Origin of the sequence: Aequorivita lipolytica, from assembly GCF_007997135.1 — a bacterium.
In the GTDB taxonomy this organism is placed as follows: Bacteria; Bacteroidota; Bacteroidia; order Flavobacteriales; family Flavobacteriaceae; genus Aequorivita; species Aequorivita lipolytica.
In genome coordinates this window covers 66,508-83,698 of sequence record NZ_VORU01000002.1, presented here as the reverse complement: position 1 = coordinate 83,698, position 17,191 = coordinate 66,508, and the positions used below count along the sequence as shown (strand labels likewise).

17 protein-coding genes are annotated in these 17,191 nt (G+C 36.6%); 9 read left to right on the top strand and 8 right to left on the bottom strand.

Annotation, left to right across the window (positions count from 1 at the left end; all coding sequences use genetic code 11):
* Positions 1 to 33 precede the first annotated feature (33 nt).
* The gene (locus ESV24_RS02840) at positions 34 to 486 is read right to left on the bottom strand and encodes a Na(+)-translocating NADH-quinone reductase subunit F (protein ID WP_111815131.1); all 453 of its coding nucleotides are present in this window, start codon (positions 484 to 486) and stop codon (positions 34 to 36) included.
* Positions 487 to 915: 429 nt separating this feature from the next.
* Between ESV24_RS02840 and ESV24_RS02835 the strand changes: the two genes are divergently transcribed.
* Complete coding sequence (locus ESV24_RS02835) at positions 916 to 1,587, top strand: DNA alkylation repair protein (RefSeq protein ID WP_111815129.1); 672 nt, start codon at positions 916 to 918, stop codon at positions 1,585 to 1,587.
* Between the two features lie 44 nt (positions 1,588 to 1,631).
* Here ESV24_RS02835 and ESV24_RS02830 read toward each other — a convergent pair whose 3' ends face one another.
* On the bottom strand, positions 1,632 to 3,200 hold the full coding sequence (locus tag ESV24_RS02830; RefSeq protein ID WP_111815495.1) for a serine hydrolase: 1,569 nt from the start codon (positions 3,198 to 3,200) through the stop codon (positions 1,632 to 1,634).
* A gap of 194 nt (positions 3,201 to 3,394) precedes the next feature.
* On the opposite strand from ESV24_RS02830, the gene ESV24_RS02825 reads away from it, so the two are divergent.
* From ESV24_RS02825 to ESV24_RS02810, 4 genes are all read left to right on the top strand, one after another.
* Positions 3,395 to 4,165: a TrkA C-terminal domain-containing protein gene (locus ESV24_RS02825; protein ID WP_111815127.1), complete on the top strand. Its 771-nt coding sequence runs from the start codon at positions 3,395 to 3,397 to the stop codon at positions 4,163 to 4,165.
* A gap of 49 nt (positions 4,166 to 4,214) precedes the next feature.
* Complete coding sequence (locus ESV24_RS02820) at positions 4,215 to 5,372, top strand: MFS transporter (protein WP_111815125.1); 1,158 nt, start codon at positions 4,215 to 4,217, stop codon at positions 5,370 to 5,372.
* Between the two features lie 184 nt (positions 5,373 to 5,556).
* Entirely contained in the window at positions 5,557 to 6,372 is an 816-nt protein-coding gene (locus ESV24_RS02815) for an META domain-containing protein (RefSeq protein ID WP_111815124.1), read from the top strand.
* Positions 6,373 to 6,404: 32 nt separating this feature from the next.
* Positions 6,405 to 6,821, top strand: a complete 417-nt coding sequence (locus tag ESV24_RS02810; RefSeq protein WP_111815122.1) for a DUF2141 domain-containing protein — start codon at positions 6,405 to 6,407, stop codon at positions 6,819 to 6,821.
* Between the two features lie 71 nt (positions 6,822 to 6,892).
* Here the strand turns inward: ESV24_RS02810 and ESV24_RS02805 are convergent, their stop codons facing one another.
* Positions 6,893 to 8,983, bottom strand: coding sequence for an amino acid carrier protein (locus tag ESV24_RS02805; RefSeq protein WP_111815120.1), 2,091 nt, complete (start codon positions 8,981 to 8,983; stop codon positions 6,893 to 6,895).
* A 581-nt stretch (positions 8,984 to 9,564) separates the two neighbouring features.
* Between ESV24_RS02805 and ESV24_RS02800 the strand changes: the two genes are divergently transcribed.
* From ESV24_RS02800 to ESV24_RS02785, 4 genes are all read left to right on the top strand, one after another.
* Complete coding sequence (locus ESV24_RS02800) at positions 9,565 to 10,485, top strand: DMT family transporter (RefSeq protein ID WP_111815117.1); 921 nt, start codon at positions 9,565 to 9,567, stop codon at positions 10,483 to 10,485.
* A 14-nt stretch (positions 10,486 to 10,499) separates the two neighbouring features.
* Positions 10,500 to 11,630: a mechanosensitive ion channel family protein gene (locus ESV24_RS02795; protein ID WP_111815115.1), complete on the top strand. Its 1,131-nt coding sequence runs from the start codon at positions 10,500 to 10,502 to the stop codon at positions 11,628 to 11,630.
* Positions 11,627 to 12,568 (top strand): YeiH family protein, encoded by a 942-nt coding sequence (locus ESV24_RS02790; RefSeq protein WP_111815113.1) that lies wholly within the window; start codon positions 11,627 to 11,629, stop codon positions 12,566 to 12,568. Before ESV24_RS02795 ends, ESV24_RS02790 begins: the two co-directional genes overlap by 4 nt.
* Positions 12,569 to 12,710: 142 nt before the next feature.
* Positions 12,711 to 13,148: a hypothetical protein gene (locus ESV24_RS02785; protein ID WP_111815111.1), complete on the top strand. Its 438-nt coding sequence runs from the start codon at positions 12,711 to 12,713 to the stop codon at positions 13,146 to 13,148.
* A gap of 106 nt (positions 13,149 to 13,254) precedes the next feature.
* Here the strand turns inward: ESV24_RS02785 and ESV24_RS15430 are convergent, their stop codons facing one another.
* From ESV24_RS15430 to ESV24_RS02760, 5 genes are all read right to left on the bottom strand, one after another.
* Positions 13,255 to 13,509: a hypothetical protein gene (locus ESV24_RS15430; protein ID WP_200829513.1), complete on the bottom strand. Its 255-nt coding sequence runs from the start codon at positions 13,507 to 13,509 to the stop codon at positions 13,255 to 13,257.
* A gap of 154 nt (positions 13,510 to 13,663) precedes the next feature.
* On the bottom strand, positions 13,664 to 14,197 hold the full coding sequence (locus ESV24_RS02775; protein ID WP_111815109.1) for a lipid-binding SYLF domain-containing protein: 534 nt from the start codon (positions 14,195 to 14,197) through the stop codon (positions 13,664 to 13,666).
* A gap of 142 nt (positions 14,198 to 14,339) precedes the next feature.
* The gene (locus ESV24_RS02770; RefSeq protein ID WP_111815107.1) at positions 14,340 to 14,693 is read right to left on the bottom strand and encodes a DNA gyrase inhibitor YacG; all 354 of its coding nucleotides are present in this window, start codon (positions 14,691 to 14,693) and stop codon (positions 14,340 to 14,342) included.
* 46 nt (positions 14,694 to 14,739) lie between these two features.
* Complete coding sequence (locus ESV24_RS02765) at positions 14,740 to 15,660, bottom strand: DUF6268 family outer membrane beta-barrel protein (protein ID WP_170227855.1); 921 nt, start codon at positions 15,658 to 15,660, stop codon at positions 14,740 to 14,742.
* A gap of 33 nt (positions 15,661 to 15,693) precedes the next feature.
* The gene (locus ESV24_RS02760; protein WP_111815103.1) at positions 15,694 to 17,184 is read right to left on the bottom strand and encodes an aminotransferase class V-fold PLP-dependent enzyme; all 1,491 of its coding nucleotides are present in this window, start codon (positions 17,182 to 17,184) and stop codon (positions 15,694 to 15,696) included.
* Positions 17,185 to 17,191 lie beyond the last annotated feature (7 nt).

Genomic DNA, 17,191 nt, shown 5'->3' with positions numbered 1-17,191 from the left:
TCTTTTATTGGCGAAGCCGATAGTAGAGGTTTTTTATTGTGAATTTTCCAAAATAGACACTTCCGTTTCTTTTTGAAATAGCGGATAATAATCCATTACATTTTGTACTCCGTCAAGAGAACATAAAAGCGCAACAGCACCGCAAAGACCGTTGAAGAGAGTTTCTTTGGAAGTTGGATGTTTTGGTTTCGCATTTCTGAAATTTAAGGGCAAAATATACCCACAACCTTTTAAAAATTCAGCTTCTATATTTAAAAGTTCCAGCGGGGAATAGCCGTAAAACCTGCGTCCCAGATTTTGATGGATTATCCCAACATAGTTCAATTGCAGCGAACCGTGATCATCGCTAAGGTATTTCCAACTATCGGTATTGTTGCAAATATTTCCTACTGCGCAATGGTTACAACATTCCGGATTTAAAGTGTCATTGTGAAAAGCATTGTAAAGTTTTTCCAATGCAGCATCCAGTCTTTTTGTAGTTTTCATAAGGACTGAGTTTTATACCTATGAAATTAATAAATTTAGCTAAGAAGACTGATAGTTTCTTTAATTTTTTTTGACATTTAAAGAAAAAGAGAAACCACGAATACACGAATTATTAAATAGTGCCTACTCTGTTTCTGAGAACGTTCATTATTGAGTGGGTTTAGGAAACAAACTGCTGAGTGTAAAGTTAGAAACGCTGAAGGAAGCGATGCCGGAAATAGTGGTTTTTCTTTATATTTGAAAAACATGTTACCTAAAACGCTCAAACCTGGGGCATAGCCAAATTTATTTAATGCATAAAACCGATAGAGTTGGAGATATAAATAAGTTACCCGCAAGCTGAAAAAAGAACATTGCATTTTTAGTGGCTTATTGCAATTTGATTTATGATTTAGTGTACTAAATTTAAATTCTAAAGAATAAAAACAAATGAATGCTAAAGAATTTATTGAAACTTTAAAAATAATCGGTCAAGATTATTCGGGAGAAATTCCGAAAAGGGAAATATTTTCATTAGCAAAAGAATATCAGCAAATTCCAGTATTTGAGGTTGTAAAATTGCTCAAAGATAAAAATGACAATCATCGACTTGGAGCAGTATCTATTTTAGATTGGAAAGCCCGAAATAAGAAAATTTCAGTAGAAGAAAAGAAAGATACATACCGAGCGTATATTGATAATCATAAATGGATTAATAGTTGGGGTTTGGTAGACAGGGCAGCACCTTATGTGGTTGGCGGATATTTGTATGACAAGGACAAAAATCCATTATACGATTTAGCAAAATCTAAAAATCCAATGGAACGAAGAACGGCAATTGTAAGTACTTATTATTTTATCAGAAAAAACGAAATAGAAGATACATTCAAAATTGCCGAAATTCTAGTTCACGATACAGACGAATATGTTCAAAAAGCTGTAGGAAGTTGGATAAGGGAAGCCGGAAAGCGAAATGAAGAAAAGCTAAAAAAATTCCTTGACAAACACGCAACTGAAATGCCAAGAATTACACTTCGATACGCAATTGAGAAATTCAACAAGGAAACAAAAGAATATTATCTGAATTTGAAGAAACAGGCGGAAAAGCCAGCAGGTAACTAACTGAGATAAAAACAACTCTTTTTTTTCATTAATTTCTGACTTAGCTATTTCACTCTCCCAAACTCCAAATCCTGATAATTATAACTGAAATCTGTCAAAGGTGAAATAGGGCTCATTGTAAAACCGTTTGCCATTCCTTCGGTATCTAACGAAAAGTTTACAAAAGCATCTGCTTTAAGCGAAGCATCATCCCAGCGTACCACATAAGTTGTTCCCTTGTAAAAAGTCATTGTCCCAATTAAGTCCAAAGATTTTTCTGCCTTAAAGCGAAGACTTCCATTTTGGTCACTGATGGCTACTTTTCCAAACCAAGAATCTTTGTAGTTTCCTATTACAATTGCTGGGTTTGGTTTTGAAGCTTTACTTTTTAGCTGTGTTTTTAAATCTGCTGCTATTTTTTTAGAAATGCTATCTTCTTCACGTTCGCCAGCCAAACGACGTTCGTTATATTGCTGAATTCTATCTTCGCCTTTTATTTCGAAATAGCCATCTTTTATAGAATTGGTAATTGCACTAAAAGCCGCACCACTTTGCTGGTTGGTAAGCACGATAATGCCAAGTTCAAGCTCTGGAATTATCGTTACTTGGCTCACAATACCAAGCAGACCTCCTGTGTGCGTTACTTGAAAATAACCACTAACATCGCTCAAAAACCAACCTAAGCCATAAGCGGAAAAATGGGTGTTGTACGGGCCTTTGCCACTTCTTAAAAGGGTTTGGGGCGTCCACATTTCGCGTTGGGCCTTTTTGCTGAAAAGACTATCCTTCAATTTTTCACCATATTTTCCTTCATCTAATTGCGCTTGTACCCAAGTGCTCATATCATTAATTGAAGCATATATGCCACCGGCGGGCGTGGCAAGTTGCGTAAAGGTGTTACCCGTTATTTCCAGTTTTCCATTTACCGGAGCGTGACCATCAATTCTGTTATTATCTGCCGCTATTGCTGGAATGGAAAGCAAAGATCGCTTCATCTGCAAAGGTTTGAAGAAATTGTTTGCAATATAATCGTCATAATCCACTCCTGAAATTCTCGCTACAATTTCGCCAGCCACAATATAAAGCAGATTGTCATAATCAAACTTTGAGCGGAAAGACGACACAGGTTTTAGATAACGAAGGTTGTGGATCATTTCGGCTTTAGTGGTTGTATTGTTTGCGGGAAAAATCATTAAATCGCCCGCGCCAAGACCCAAACCACTGCGGTGGGTTACTAAATCGCGTACTGTAAATTGAGCTGTAACGTATGCGTCGTTAAGTTTAAATTCAGGAATTATGTCTGTTACTTTTGTATCCCAATCCAATTTTTTTTGGTCTATTAACTGTGCGAGCGCGGCGGTTGTAAAAGCCTTCGTGTTTGAGGCTACCCCGAAAAGGGTATTTTCATTTACTTCGGCATTTGTCTTTTGTGAACGAACGCCATAAGTATTTTTATGATAAATCTTGCCGTCTTTTAGAACAGCCACTGCCATTCCCGGTACGTCGAAGGTTTTCATTGTTTTCTGAACCAAATTATCAATTTGGGAACTGCTTAAAACCTGTGCTTTTACAATTGAATTGAAAAGGAAAAATGCAAAAACGAAGGCAATGGTTTTTAAGGATAGCGTTTTCATATAAAAAATTTGAATTGTAGAATTATCAGCTTTAATAGAGCGGAACAAGTTATAAATTTTTGTAATGTGAATTTGAATGTAGCCCAAAAATCGCTTTATTTCTTTAGTTTCATCCAAGTCACAATTTTTCAGAAACCATAATATTTTTATAAAGAATAGCTGCTGTGTCTATTTCTTCTTAATTTTGAACGTATATGATTGCAGCAGTAACCTTATTTTTAGTAGTAGCGCTTTCAGCATTAATTACAAAAATTGCCACCATTGCATTAATGCACACGGGGCTATCTACACAGAGTGCTAGATTTCAAGCACGTTCAGCATATACTGGTGCTGGTTTTACCACGTCAGAATCTGAAAAAGTCATGAATCATCCTGTACGTCGGAAAATAGTGTTTCACCTAATGCTAGTAGGAAATGCAGGGTTTGTAACGGTTATGTCATCGTTGATTTTAACCTTTGTATTGCCAGATACTTTATCTTCTAAATTGTACGGTTTAGTAATCGTGGTTGTTGGCTTGAGTTTAGTTTATTGGGCAGTAAAAAGTAAATGGGTAGACAAGGCATTATCCAAACTTATAAATAGAATGCTGAAAAAATACACAGACTTAGAAATCCAGGATTATGCAGCTGTTCTTCACTTAAAAGATAACTATAGAATTAGCGAGAAAAAAGTGGAAGAAGATAACTGGATGGCGAACAAAACTTTAAAAGAACTGGATTTGCGTCACGAAGGAATTACCATTTTGGGGATAGATCGCGTTGATTGCGATTATATTGGTTCGCCCACGGGTAGTATTTATATTCTTCCAAAAGATGTAATTACGGTTTACGGAAAGGCGGATGTAATTAAAAATTTATATTCCCGTAAACAGAATTTTGTGGCTTCCATGGCTCATAAACGCTATGTTGAGAAAGAGAATGAAAGAATTGAAAAACAAGAGGCCGATCGGGATGATTCCAACTAACTATAATTTATTTGGGAATTTACTTTTTGCATAATCCTGAAACGTATCAATGACTCCCAAACTCACCAATTCAGTATTATACCTAATGAGCATTTCGGCTGGTCTTGTAGTAGCAAACCTCTACTACAACCAGCCTTTACTGCATCAAATTGCCACTGATTATGGCGTTACGGAAGCAGAAGTTAGCAACGTAGCGCTGAGCACCCAGCTGGGTTATGCTTTTGGGCTGTTGTTTATTATTCCACTTGGCGACAAGATTTCGAACCACCGCATATTAAAACTGGATTTTTTAGTGATGGTTCTTTCCCTAATAGCGGCGGCAACTGCTAACAGTTTGCTATTACTTATAATCAGTAGCTTTTTTATTGGTTTTACTTCCTCCATTCCACAACTTTTTGTACCGATGGCTGCGCAGCTCAGTGATGAAAAGGGAAGGGGTCGCGCCATCGGAATCGTGATGAGCGGTCTCCTAATAGGAATTTTAGGAAGTAGGGTAATAAGTGGTTTTGTGGGCGAACAGTTTGGCTGGCGAGTTATCTACTATGCCGCAGCTGTTTTGATGATACTGTTGTTTTTCATTCTGCAGGTAAAATTGCCTCGATTGAACCCACACTTTCCCGGGAGTTACGGGAGTTTATTGAAATCCATTTTTCATTACTTCAAAACAGAACCTGCATTGCGGCTTGCTTCACTTCGCGGAGCCTTAGCTTTTGCCGGCTTGAGTGCTTTGTGGACTACTCTGGTCTTTTTGATGGAAGACAGTTTTGGTTATGGAAGTACTATTACGGGACTATTCGGACTCCTGGGAATTGCCGGGGCATTGGGAGCAACAGTTGTCGGGAAATTAAGCGATAAGCTGAACAAAAACAGAATTATCATTTTCTCTGCGATTCTTCTAATTGTTTCATGGGCTATTTTTCTTGTTTCGGGAAATTCAATTTTTGGACTGGTGGTTGGAGTAATTTTGGTAGATCTTGGTTTGCAAGCGCTTCACATTACCAATCAAAATATTATTTTCTCAAAAAATCCCCAAGGAAGAAACAGGATTAATACCGTTTATATGGTTTCATTTTTCATTGGTGGGGCGCTTGGTACAACTTTGGGTGCTTTGGCTTGGCAACATTATGGTTGGACAGGTGTTTCTATACTCGGACTCATACTATCTGTCTTGATTTTGCTGGCACATTTGTTTTTTCGGAAAATCTAAATTGTCCCAAAATATCAATGCTTTCAGTATATTCCTATTCATGGCTTGCTTTGTGCTTAATGATGAAACGGTGGTGAAGACTTCCCTTTAATTTATCTTTTTAGTAAGGATTTTATGAAATTAAAACAGTAGTTTTCAGCTAATTTAAAATTGATAGACTTTTGCAAATAAATATAATATATTAATGAAATTACAACTTATCACAATCGCTTTAACTGCATTCACAATTTATAGTTGTGGCACGACAAAACAAAATGAAGCGATGGATAACGCAGACGCTTCGGCAAATTCAATCACAGAAGTATATTGGAAATTAGAAACGCTTGAAGGTAAAAATGTTTCAACTTCTGTAAATCGCCTACAGGAAATAGGCTTCTCTTTAAGTGAAAATGATAATAAGATTACAGGAAACACCGGATGCAATAATTTTTTCGGAAGCTATGCTTTAGAAGCCGGTAATCGTATAAAATTTTCTGCTTTGGGTTCTACACGAATGGCTTGTCCAGATCTTGCCTTCAACGAATCTGAATTCTTGAAGATTTTTGAATTGGCAGACAACTATACTATTGATGGAAATACATTATCAATAAATGTTGGGAAACGCGCGCCATTGGCAGTTTTCAAAAAGGCGAATAAACTTTCTGAACCCATTACCGAAAAATATTGGAAGCTGAAAAGTTCGGAAGGACAGGAAGTAAAAATGGCAAAAAACCAACAAAAGGAAACCTACTTTATGTTGAAGACCGATGAAAATCGAGTAAGCGGCTTTGCTGGTTGCAACACGTTTTCAGGAAGCTATACCTTGGAAGAGGGCAATAGAATTCGTTTTTCGCAAATGGCTACTACAATGATGGCCTGCCCAGATGTGAATTTTAACGAAGCAGAATTTTTAAAGTTTTTTGAACTGGCGGATAATTACACTATTAATGGCGATACACTTTCGTTGAATATGGGCCGCAGATCCCCGTTAGCTGTTTTTGAGGCAGTTTATTTTGATTAAATATAGAAGATTATTAACTTAATTCGCAAACTGTGAACTTTATACTATTCATCTTTTACTTCCTAAGTGTCGGTCCATCTAATGATACCCATACTCTAACAATAAATATAACCAATATTGAAACTGTAAAAGGAACTTTGGAAATTGGGCTTTTTAATAGCGGAGAGCGTTTTTTGGAAGAAGGGCAAGCACTTAAAACCATTTCGGTTAAGGTGAAGTCAGGCTCAGAAACTGTAATAATTGAAGATTTGCCGAAAGGCACTTATGCTATTTCAATGTATCACGATGAAAATGCAGACGGGGAATGTAATCGGAACTTCTTAGGTATTCCCACAGAACCTTATGGGTTTTCAAATAACTTTCGCCCAAGATTTGCAGCTCCTACTTTTAAGGATTGTCAGTTTTATTTGGAATCCAATAAAACTTTAAAAATTAAATTAAAAGGTTAATCCATTTTATAGAGTAAGTTTTTTATTCCAGACCTTTTGGACAGCTGTCTCCTCTAATGTAAGATCTGGCATCAAGTCTTGGCAAACTTTGCGCTAATGTATAGTTTTCCTTTTTTCAATTTTTCCCAATAAATATTCATATCTGCGTATATCTCGGGTGAGAGAATGTATAACCCTATAATGTTTGGAAAAGACATTGCTAATATCATCATATCGGCAAAACTTAGTACGGCTCCCAGACTCACTGAAGCACCTAAAACTACAAAGCATAAATACATTATTTTATACAGCAATTCGCCTTTCTTACTTCTCCCAAACAAATATGTCCAGGAGCGCATTCCGTAGTAAGACCAAGAAACCATAGTGGAGAACGCAAATAAAAACACTGCGATGGCCAAAACTACTGGGAACCATGAAATTACACTTCCAAACGCGTCAGCAGTAAGTTCTACCCCTCCCATTTCCCCACCTACTTGGTGTTTTCCGGTAAAGATCAATACTAAAGCAGTCATGGTGCACACTACCATGGTATCGATAAAAGGTTCAACTAAGGACGTAAAGCCATCGGCAATTGGATGGTTTGTCTTGGAGGCACTATGAGCAATTGCTGCCGATCCCACTCCTGCTTCACTAGAAAAAGCAGCACGCTGTAGCCCGACGATTAGTACACCAATAAACCCACCTTTTAGTGCATCGGCAGAAAAAGCACCATCATAAATCGCTAAAAAAGCGTTGCCAATTCCGCCAATATTAGACCCAATAACGACCAAACAACCCACAACATATAATATGGCCATAACGGGTACGACTTTTTCGGTAACCTTTGCGATACTTTTTATTCCGCCAATAATTACTATTCCAACAAGTATTGCAAAACCAACACCAAACCAAAAACCTTGCCCTTGAAGGATCGGAATTTGTTCTGAGACTATCTTAAATGCTTGGTTTGATTGAAGCATATTGCCACCTCCAAAAGAAGCTCCTACTCCTAAAATTGCAAAAAATGCTGCTAGAAATTTTCCTAAAGTTTTGAGATTTCTTTTTTCAAGACCATAGCGTAAATAATTCATCGGTCCTCCAAAAATTCGCCCTTCGGAATCAATAAAACGATATTTCACTCCCATGCTACATTCGGCAAATTTTAAAGACATCCCGAAAAAACCAGCCAAAAACATCCAAAACGTAGCCCCCGCACCTCCCAAAGAAATTGCTACGGCAACTCCGGCAATATTTCCTAATCCTACCGTGGCAGATACTGCTGTTGCCATTGCCTGAAAGTGGGTTATACTTCCAGGGGCATTGGGATCATCATATTTTCCCCTTGCTAATTCTATTGAGTGCTTAAAGCCGCGGATATTCACAAATTTTAAACGAAAAGTGAAGAAGATACTGCCTAAAATTAACCAAATAACGATAAAAGGGATGGTACTTGTTACTACATCGCCGTTAGGATATAGTGATGGCCTCAGACTGTTAAACTGAATAACGCCAAGCAAAACCTTATCATCCACTATTGCTTCTTCTGAAGTTGATGTAATAAGAGTTCCTTCTTCTAATAAATATTTAAGTCTCCCATCATTTTGCGCGTATATTATTATTTCTTCATTATCATTTTCAAGGAGTGCAATTTCTTGATCTTTTTTCACCAACTCCCTGTCTGCCAATAGCCATTTTTTTAGACGATATTGTTGTTGAGTTTTATTGGATTGTGGAAGTGGGATGTCTTCTTTGGAAATATAGACTACTGGATCGTAAATTCCTGAGGAGGCAAAAGGATCCCAAAATAAAATAGCACCGAGAAAATCCACCGCTGGTTGAACATTACTATTGAAAACCTCGACTATAGATTCCGCAGGAATAATGAATGATTTTGAAACACTATTTCCGTTTGAATCAGTAATGGTTACCGAGTGTTCCATTCCTTCTATTAAACCTATCGCGCGGTTGGAATTTAAGGAAGTGCTGGGATCGGTCCATTTATAGCGATACGGCGGATTACCTCCATCTACCAGTAATTGTGCCGTTCCATTATTAATCTCAGACGAAGGGTTTTTTAACTCAATACTGACTTTTATTTCGTCTGTAGATTGAACAGGGGTTTGAGCATTGAAGCTCGTTATCAACAGGAAAGAAAGTAAAAAGAAAAGAAATGGTTTTACCATTAATGACTGGATTTTATTAGTTTCTGCTAAAACTATAATTAATTATAAGGAAAATATCTCCAAATAAATTTTTTAATTTTTTCGAGTTTTGAGGTTTTAAGGATTAAAAAATCCTCAATTATTTTTTGCGTTACTTTATTAAAAAGCTTAATTACAATAAAGTTAATAAAATTTCAGATTAAGGGTATATCAGGAATCCATTATTTGCCAATACTCATCATTGATATTATTAGTGAATTCTTTATTTAGTTATCCATTGTCTAATTTGGATACATTAAAAATTTTCAACCTAAAGGGAAAAATTGCAATATTCGCAATGGGTACTATATGGCGAATTACGAAATACGCGGGCTCAAAAGTGCAAACAAAGTGGTTTCAGTTTACAATCTGGAAGCTTCCAAAAAATTTCAAAAGCAATAAACCACAACCTCAGAAAAACAATCCCGTTTGATTGTGATAGACTAACGGCCAATTTATTTTTGTGGATTGTGGTTTTGACCAACACTCAATTTGTAAAAGAGCTTTAGAAATTTCTGTAAAAAGCAATTGCAGACCGCAATTGCTTTTATCTTTGTTGGCCTATGGCAAAAGTTTTCGAAAACAAGTGGTTTCTACTAATCATTATAGCTATCACTTGGGGCAGCTCCTTCATTTTAATAAAAAAATCGCTATTGGTTTTCTCGCCCTATGAAATTGGTGCGTTTCGAGTTGGTATATCGGGTTTACTATTAGGTTATATTGGTTTTCCGGTGCTCCGCAAAATGAAAAAGAAGACTTTATTTTGGGTTGCTTTAACAGGTTTCTTCGGAAATTTTCTTCCTATGTACCTTTTTCCCATTGCTCAAACGCGCGTAAGTAGTTCGATGGCGGGTATTTTGGATTCTTTGGTTCCCGTTTTTATATTAGTTTTAGGATATTTTCTCTTCGGAATTAAAAGCAAATGGCTGCAAGTTTTGGGAGCTATAATTGGTTTTGCTGGTGCGGCAATATTAATGTACTTTTCTGAAACCACTTCCGAAGAATCAAAACTTGGGTACGCACTTTTGGTAGTTTTGGCCACCGCCTGTTACGCCGTTGCAGGTCTTATTATAAAAGAAAAACTACAGCACGTGCCTTCTGTTCAACTTTCGGGAGCGGTGTTTTCAGTCTGGATGATTCCTTCTTTAATCATATTGTATCTCTCTGGATTTTTTAGTGATTTTACCGCCAAAGCCGAAACTTGGGAGGCATTGGGCTACTTAAGTATTTTGACTGTTTTTGGTACCGCAATTGCAATGATTTTGTATTATAAATTAATTCAAAAGACTTCCGCAGTTTTTGCAAGTACGGTTACGTATTTATTGCCAGTGGTAGCCGTAATTTGGGGCTTATTGGATGGAGAAAAATTTAGTCTATGGTATGTAATTGGCGGATTGCTTATCTTATGGGGCATTTATTTAATACGGGAAAAGAAGAAAGATATTCAGCCCATAACTAAATATACGAATTCTCAGAATTTCTGATAATATAAAATACTATGATTGAATTTTTAGAAACATATAAAACTGAACTTTTCTACTCATTGGGAGTTATATTGGCAGTTGTATTATTACGAATCGCAACAAACCTCTTCCATAGGTGGTTAGTTCTAAGAGGACAAAAGCGGGTTCCTGGAATTCAGCCGACGGCGATAACCTTGGTAAAGCGAATTTTAAATTCACTCTGGCTAGTAATGGGATTGATGGCCCTAATTTTTTTGTTTTTTGAAGATGCGTACCAGAAGTTTAAACACGATTTCCAAGTAGTATTGTATTTAGGTGTTGTATCGGTGATTACCATTGTAATTGCTTCTTCAGTTCACTTCTGGTTTAAAAAAAGTATTAAACGTAAAATAAACGATAAGGAGGATCCAACTGCCTTCAAATTTTTACGTTATATAGCGGTATTTGCAGTTTATTTAATTGGAGTATTAATTGCACTTCTTGCCTTTCCTTCCTTAAAAGGAGTTGCACAAACAGCTTTAGGAGGAGCTGGTGTAATAGCATTGATTGCTGGTGTGGCATCTCAGGAAGCTTTGGCTAATTTAGTTGGAGGCGTTTTTATAATTTCCTTTAAACCCTTCAAAATAGGCGACATTATAAAAGTTACCGACACTATGGTAGGCACAGTGGTAGATATTACTTTGAGGCATACCGTGCTTCGTAATTTTGATAACAAAATGATTGTTATTCCCAATGCCATTATTAATAAGGAAAAACTCATTAATTATAATCTCTTCGATTTAAAAATTTGCGAACGCATCGAATTTGAAATTTCTTACGAAAGCAATCTAGATTTGGCTAAAAAAATAATGAAAGAGGAATGTGAAGCACACCCGCTAATTATTGATAATCGTTCGGACATAGATATTCTGGATGGGAGCCAAATGGTGCGCACAGCATTAGTTTCAATCAACGAATCTACGCTAACTGTAAGAGCCTGGTGTTGGGCACGAAATTATGAGGACTCTTTTAATATGCGCTGCGATTTATTGGAAAGTGTCAAAAACCGTTTCGATAAAGAAGGGATAGATTTGGCATATCCGCACCGCACTATAGTTTTCAAAGACAACAAAGTTGAGACTGAAACTGGAAAAAGCAATTCTGAAGAAGAGGATAAAAGCAAATGAAAGAATGGGCTAAACGCAATGAAACGATTGTAAAAGTACTATTTGTGCTTTGTATGGTACTCTGTATTTTGGGCTATGTTAACAGTCCTATAGCTTTAGTCGGTGGATTTTTATTTTCCTATTTTTTTGGGCATCCATTTATTACGCTAAATAGCCAAGCGGTAAACTGGTTGCTGAAAATTGCAGTTGTTGGTTTGGGTTTTGGAATGAATTTAAAAGAAACCTTAACCGCTGGAAAAGATGGCTTTTTGCTTACGGTCTTTTCAATTTCCGCAACGCTGATACTTGGATATTTTTTGGGAAAACTTCTAAAAATGAATCGAAAAAGCAGCCATCTTATTTCTTCGGGAACTGCTATTTGTGGGGGTAGTGCCATTGCAGCCGTTTCACCTATTATCAATGCTTCTGAAAAAGATATTTCAATATCGCTTGGCGTAATCTTTTTACTAAACTCAATTGCGCTAATTGTTTTTCCACCGCTCGGGCATTTGTTTGGACTTAGCCAGCATCAATTTGGACTTTGGTGCGCCATTGCCATTCACGATACCAGTTCGGTAGTTGGCGCGGCTTACACTTTTGGCGAAGAAGCTTTAAAGGTGGCTACAACCGTAAAACTCGCTAGAGCACTCTGGATTATTCCACTTTCTTTACTTTCCGTTTTTCTATTTAAAGGAAAAGGGAAAAGTGTGAAAATTCCATATTTCATCTTCCTTTTCATATTGGCAATTATTCTGAATAGCTACTTGCCAATTCCTCAATTTTTAACTAGCGGAATTACAAGTGTTTCGAAATCATTATTGGTGCTTACACTCTTCTTAATCGGTGCTGGACTTTCTATGGAAAAAATAAAATCTGCCGGTTGGAAACCGATGATTCTAGGTTTTTCTTTGTGGATATTTATTTCGGTGAGTGCTATTTTGGTGATACTTGCGCTTTAAAAAAAGCTTTTCTATTGCAAATCAATTAAATGTAGATAGTCGAATATTTTTCTGAAGAACATTTATATTCAAATCTGTTTCTTAAATTTATAGGAAAGAAATGTTTTTATACTTCAAAGTATAGTCTCTTAAAGTTGTAATTATGACTGCAAAAGAGTTTTGGGCTGAATTTGAAAACTACGAAGAAACACTCCGTTTCAACTTGAATTTGCCCAATACCGAAAAGATTCACGAGCCTTATAACTATTTATTTTCACTGTTGGATTCTTATCATTCGGGACTGGAAATAATTCTCGATTTCAACAAAAAGAAGAATAAAGGCAAGTATAAATTGACAATTTCCTGCAACGCAAATAGGGATCTTTTTATGTACGTAAATAGATTGGTTGATGCCGCACCTTCACTATCTCAATGGGAAATCGAAGCATTTAAACAAGCTGAATTTAAAGTTGACGCAAAACTTTTATCCCATCCTTTTGACTTTGATGATTTCAGCATTTGGCCAAAAGACGTGCGCTTTACTGTAACAGCTTGGGATCCCGAAAAAGATATTTTTGATTTGTTACTTCTTCTTCCTTAAAATTTAAAACGAGTTAGTCAAGATAGACTTGAGGATGCCTTTCTAATTATTTTTCAAGAATTGTGGGGTGAAAAATTTGTCGGTGAAAAAATAAACATGCTATTTTTCACGCATCATTTAACTTCCGAACACGATTTTTTAGAATTGGAACTTCTCGAAGCATGTTTGGATAGTTTTGAATAAATACGCTGGCAGGTACAGTAGCATTCTTGCTGTATTGTAAGGATTTGCGAAGGCTTAGTGTAACAGAATAAAGAGTTTTGTCCAGTTCCTTATAATCGTTATTTACAATAATTGAAGATACTTCATACAGACAAGTAAGCTCTTTGATACGTTCCTTAAGATTTTTTTCGAGTGTCATTTTGGGTCAATCAATCTTTTTTCAAAGGTATTAAATTAGAATTGTTGATGACTGTTTTAACCGAGGCAACCCCCTAAAATAAAAAACTGTTTAAGCTATTTTAAGTAGCTTAAACAGTTTTACTGTTATAAAAAAAGATATTTGAAAAATTTAATTAGTCAAAATCTTCAAAATCAAATCTCTGTCCGCCAACTGATACTTCAGCCATCAAACCTTCTTTGGGCAATGAGAACACTGCTACACCATCAGTATAAGTAATATTAAATGAAGGTGGTGCTTGATTTACAGCTACTGCTGAAACATTTGAACCAAAACTGAAATCATCATCCATAAATTCCTGTACGGCCTTATCTGTTTTAAAGAAAATAACTTCGCTAAAAGCTTTTCCGCCTATTTGGGCACCTATGTCTAATTGTTTCAAGTTTGCCATTCCAACTAATACGCCTCTCTCATAAACTGCACCGTTACCGGAAGCTGCACCAATTATTATCGCTCCTTTTCCAACATTGGGAAAAATAGCGTATGCTTTGGCATCATCAAAATAGCCTTGCATGTTTGAATTTGCTTCGAGAAAAGCTGCTTTTGCATTTTCAGCATCTTTAATAATTTTTTTGTCGTCTGCGTTTTGCGCAAAAATGGAGATACTAAAAAACAGTATCATCATTGTTAAAAGTCCTTTCGTTTTCATATTTAGGTTTTTTTGTTTGAAACTCAAAGGTATCCTATAAACGAAGGGTTGGAGGTTAAAGGACTGTTAGATTATGTTTAATACTTTGCCAAATTTCAACATGAAATCACCCAAATGCGGAATAATTGTTCATTTTCAAGAATTATTTAAGATCTTTTTTCACTAAAAGATAAAAATCATTGTCTAGCGGAAGATACCCTTGATCGTATAGATAGAAGTAGGTAGAACCTGATTTTGTGGTATAAATTCCGGTGAAATAATCAAAACTGAAACCTGCTCGCAGAAGTTTGTCTTTAGTGGTTTTCGTTTTGTCTTCAGTGTTTAGTTTTTCAAGAATTCGATAGTTTTTCCGAAGACGATTATTAATATTCCGAACCAGATTTTTATTATCCTTATTAAGCGAATTATTGTGCGCATTGCGACAAGCATCGCTACAAAATTTTTTGTCAGCGCGCCCAATTAATTTATCACCACATTCCGGACAGGTTTTTTCCATAAATTAAAGATAGAATTTTTTTTCGGAACTTAATTTGTCCCAATAGCTATTGGGAAGGTTCTTGAGATTTCGAGGTTTCCTTTATATGAAACCTATAGATTGCTTCAAATTTCAGAAAAACACCTCCGTTGAGTGAAGGATTCAGCTGGGTGCGATCGTCGCCAAAACTGAAAGCTGAAACGCCCAAATCTAATTTTTCGCCTTCGGCATACATTTCATAATTATTGCTGGAGTAGCCTAATTTTGCTCGCAACAAAACACTTTCATCCAAAGCATTGAATTGCAAATAGCCTGCAAATTCCAAAGAGCTGAGGTCTGCATACAGTGTGGGCCGATTTTCATAATGAACGTTATAACTACGCCCAATTCCGAAGTAATCAACACCTACAGTTGTAATTCCAAGTTTATAACTTACATCTGCAGAAATTGGTAAACTCATATCCATCTCAAACCGCTTATTCGGACTCAAATAATACCAGCCCAAAATAGGCGTGGTAAAAAGCCCGAATGCTTCCTGCGATGCGTAAACACCAAAACGATATTTAAGATTTTTATTTTTCTGAAATTTCAATAAAGCGAAACCCCCAGAGTAAAAATCATCATTTGAGATATTCTTGTAATCGGAAGCAATTTTCGGAAGTAAAACAATTGTTGAGCTCCATTTTTCTGACCAAGTGGAAGCCAGTCCCAACTTCAAGTTTGTACTGAAAAGGCTTGTATATTCAGCATCAGGGAAAAGCTGAAGGTTATTTCTGCTGAAATCTGCTCCTGTTATTAATGCTTGCTTTTCATTAATAACAATCGGGAATGTAAATCCGGCATCTAAAAATTTCACAAAAGTACTGCTATCAGTCCCTTCAAAATTATTATTAAATGTTTGCCCGTAACCAATTCTTAAAATATCCACATATTCCTGTGCGGAACTAAAAAAAGGAAAAAATAACATTAGAAGTAAAAGTTTTTTCAAATTATTGAAGAGTTAATTAGAGCCCAATCTTTATTAAAAAGTAAACCATGTTTCCATCATGTTATCCTCCTTTTCATCTTGGTGGAAAAATTCATTAGTTTTGGAATTGTACTTATATTCTTTACTCCATTCCGAAAAATTTTCAGCCAATTGTTTTATGGAATCACAAACAAATTCCACTTCGGCATTTGTGGTGGTTGGGTGAATAGACATGCGTATCCAACCTGGTTTGTGGGTTAAATCCCCATCATTAATTTCGCAAGTAATATTGTTTGAGGTTTCTTGGTCAACGTGAAGTAAATAGTGTCCATAGGTTCCCGCACAGGAACATCCGCCGCGGGTTTGTATTCCGAAGCGATCATTGAGCAATTTTACACCCAAATTGAAGTGCAAGTCGTCAATATAAAAACTTAATACCGCCAATCTATCTTTTGTTTGGGGTGCCAGAATTTTAAGGTTGGGAACATTACAAAGTTTGTCGAAAATAATATCTAAAAGCTCGTGTTCGCGTTTCAAAATATTTTCAATTCCCATTTTTTCTTTTAAACGAATGGATAGCGCCGTGCGAATAGTTTGAAGAAAACCGGGTGTTCCGCCGTCCTCACGAGTTTCAATATCATCAATATATTTGTGGTTTCCCCAAGGATTAGTCCACGAAACGGTTCCGCCTCCGGGATTGTCCGGGACTGTATTTTTATAAAGATTGTTATTGAAAACAAGAACACCGCTCGAACCCGGCCCGCCCAAAAATTTATGGGGCGAAAAAAAGATAGCATCCAAATATGCACCTTCCTCTTTTGGGTGCATATCTATTGAAACATAAGGCGCAGAACAGGCGAAATCTACAAAACAAAGTCCGCCATTTTTGTGCATCAGTTTCGCTATTTCGTGATACGGCGTTTGAATCCCTGTTACGTTGGAACAGCTAGTAACCGCTGCAATTTTTATGGGATGGTCTTTATATTTTTCAACGGTTTCTGCAAATGTTTTCATGCAAACCAAAACATCGTCATTGGGTGGAATTACAACGACTGTCCCAATTGTTTCAAGCCATGAAGTTTGGTTACTATGGTGCTCCATATGTGTCACGAAAACCACAGGTCTTATCGCATCTGGGATTTTTGTGTAAGGCTTAATATTTTCAGGAATTTTTAATCCGAGGATACGCTGAAACTTATTTATAACGCCAGTCATTCCGCTCTCGCAGGTAATAAGCACGTCATTCCCGTTGGCATTAACATGCTTTTTTATAATTTCCCTAGCCTCGTGATAGGCTTTTGTCATTGCCGTTCCGGTCACCGATGTTTCGGTGTGTGTATTGGCGACGAAAGGACCAAAATCCTTCAGCATTTTTTCTTCGATTGGAGCGTATAATCTGCCGCTCGCGGTCCAATCGGTATAGATAATTTTTTTTCTTCCGAAGGGAGAATCAAATTCTTGATTGATGCCCACAATGTTGTTTCGGAAAGGTTCAAAATACTTTTCCAAGGAGCTGGTCTTTACTTTTTCTTCCGAAGTAATCATCATTTGT

Excerpts from the sequence above, each read along its gene's own strand:
- ESV24_RS02840 (WP_111815131.1), bottom strand. The coding sequence starts at position 486 with ATGAAAACTACAAAAAGACTGGATGCTGCATTGGAAAAACTTTACAAT.
- ESV24_RS02835 (WP_111815129.1), top strand. The coding sequence starts at position 916 with ATGAATGCTAAAGAATTTATTGAAACTTTAAAAATAATCGGTCAAGAT.
- ESV24_RS02830 (WP_111815495.1), bottom strand. The coding sequence starts at position 3,200 with ATGAAAACGCTATCCTTAAAAACCATTGCCTTCGTTTTTGCATTTTTC.
- ESV24_RS02825 (WP_111815127.1), top strand. The coding sequence starts at position 3,395 with ATGATTGCAGCAGTAACCTTATTTTTAGTAGTAGCGCTTTCAGCATTA.
- ESV24_RS02820 (WP_111815125.1), top strand. The coding sequence starts at position 4,215 with ATGACTCCCAAACTCACCAATTCAGTATTATACCTAATGAGCATTTCG.
- ESV24_RS02815 (WP_111815124.1), top strand. The coding sequence starts at position 5,557 with ATGAAATTACAACTTATCACAATCGCTTTAACTGCATTCACAATTTAT.
- ESV24_RS02805 (WP_111815120.1), bottom strand. The coding sequence starts at position 8,983 with ATGGTAAAACCATTTCTTTTCTTTTTACTTTCTTTCCTGTTGATAACG.
- ESV24_RS02800 (WP_111815117.1), top strand. The coding sequence starts at position 9,565 with ATGGCAAAAGTTTTCGAAAACAAGTGGTTTCTACTAATCATTATAGCT.
- ESV24_RS02795 (WP_111815115.1), top strand. The coding sequence starts at position 10,500 with ATGATTGAATTTTTAGAAACATATAAAACTGAACTTTTCTACTCATTG.
- ESV24_RS02790 (WP_111815113.1), top strand. The coding sequence starts at position 11,627 with ATGAAAGAATGGGCTAAACGCAATGAAACGATTGTAAAAGTACTATTT.
- ESV24_RS02785 (WP_111815111.1), top strand. The coding sequence starts at position 12,711 with ATGACTGCAAAAGAGTTTTGGGCTGAATTTGAAAACTACGAAGAAACA.
- ESV24_RS15430 (WP_200829513.1), bottom strand. The coding sequence starts at position 13,509 with ATGACACTCGAAAAAAATCTTAAGGAACGTATCAAAGAGCTTACTTGT.
- ESV24_RS02775 (WP_111815109.1), bottom strand. The coding sequence starts at position 14,197 with ATGAAAACGAAAGGACTTTTAACAATGATGATACTGTTTTTTAGTATC.
- ESV24_RS02770 (WP_111815107.1), bottom strand. The coding sequence starts at position 14,693 with ATGGAAAAAACCTGTCCGGAATGTGGTGATAAATTAATTGGGCGCGCT.
- ESV24_RS02760 (WP_111815103.1), bottom strand. The coding sequence starts at position 17,184 with ATGATTACTTCGGAAGAAAAAGTAAAGACCAGCTCCTTGGAAAAGTAT.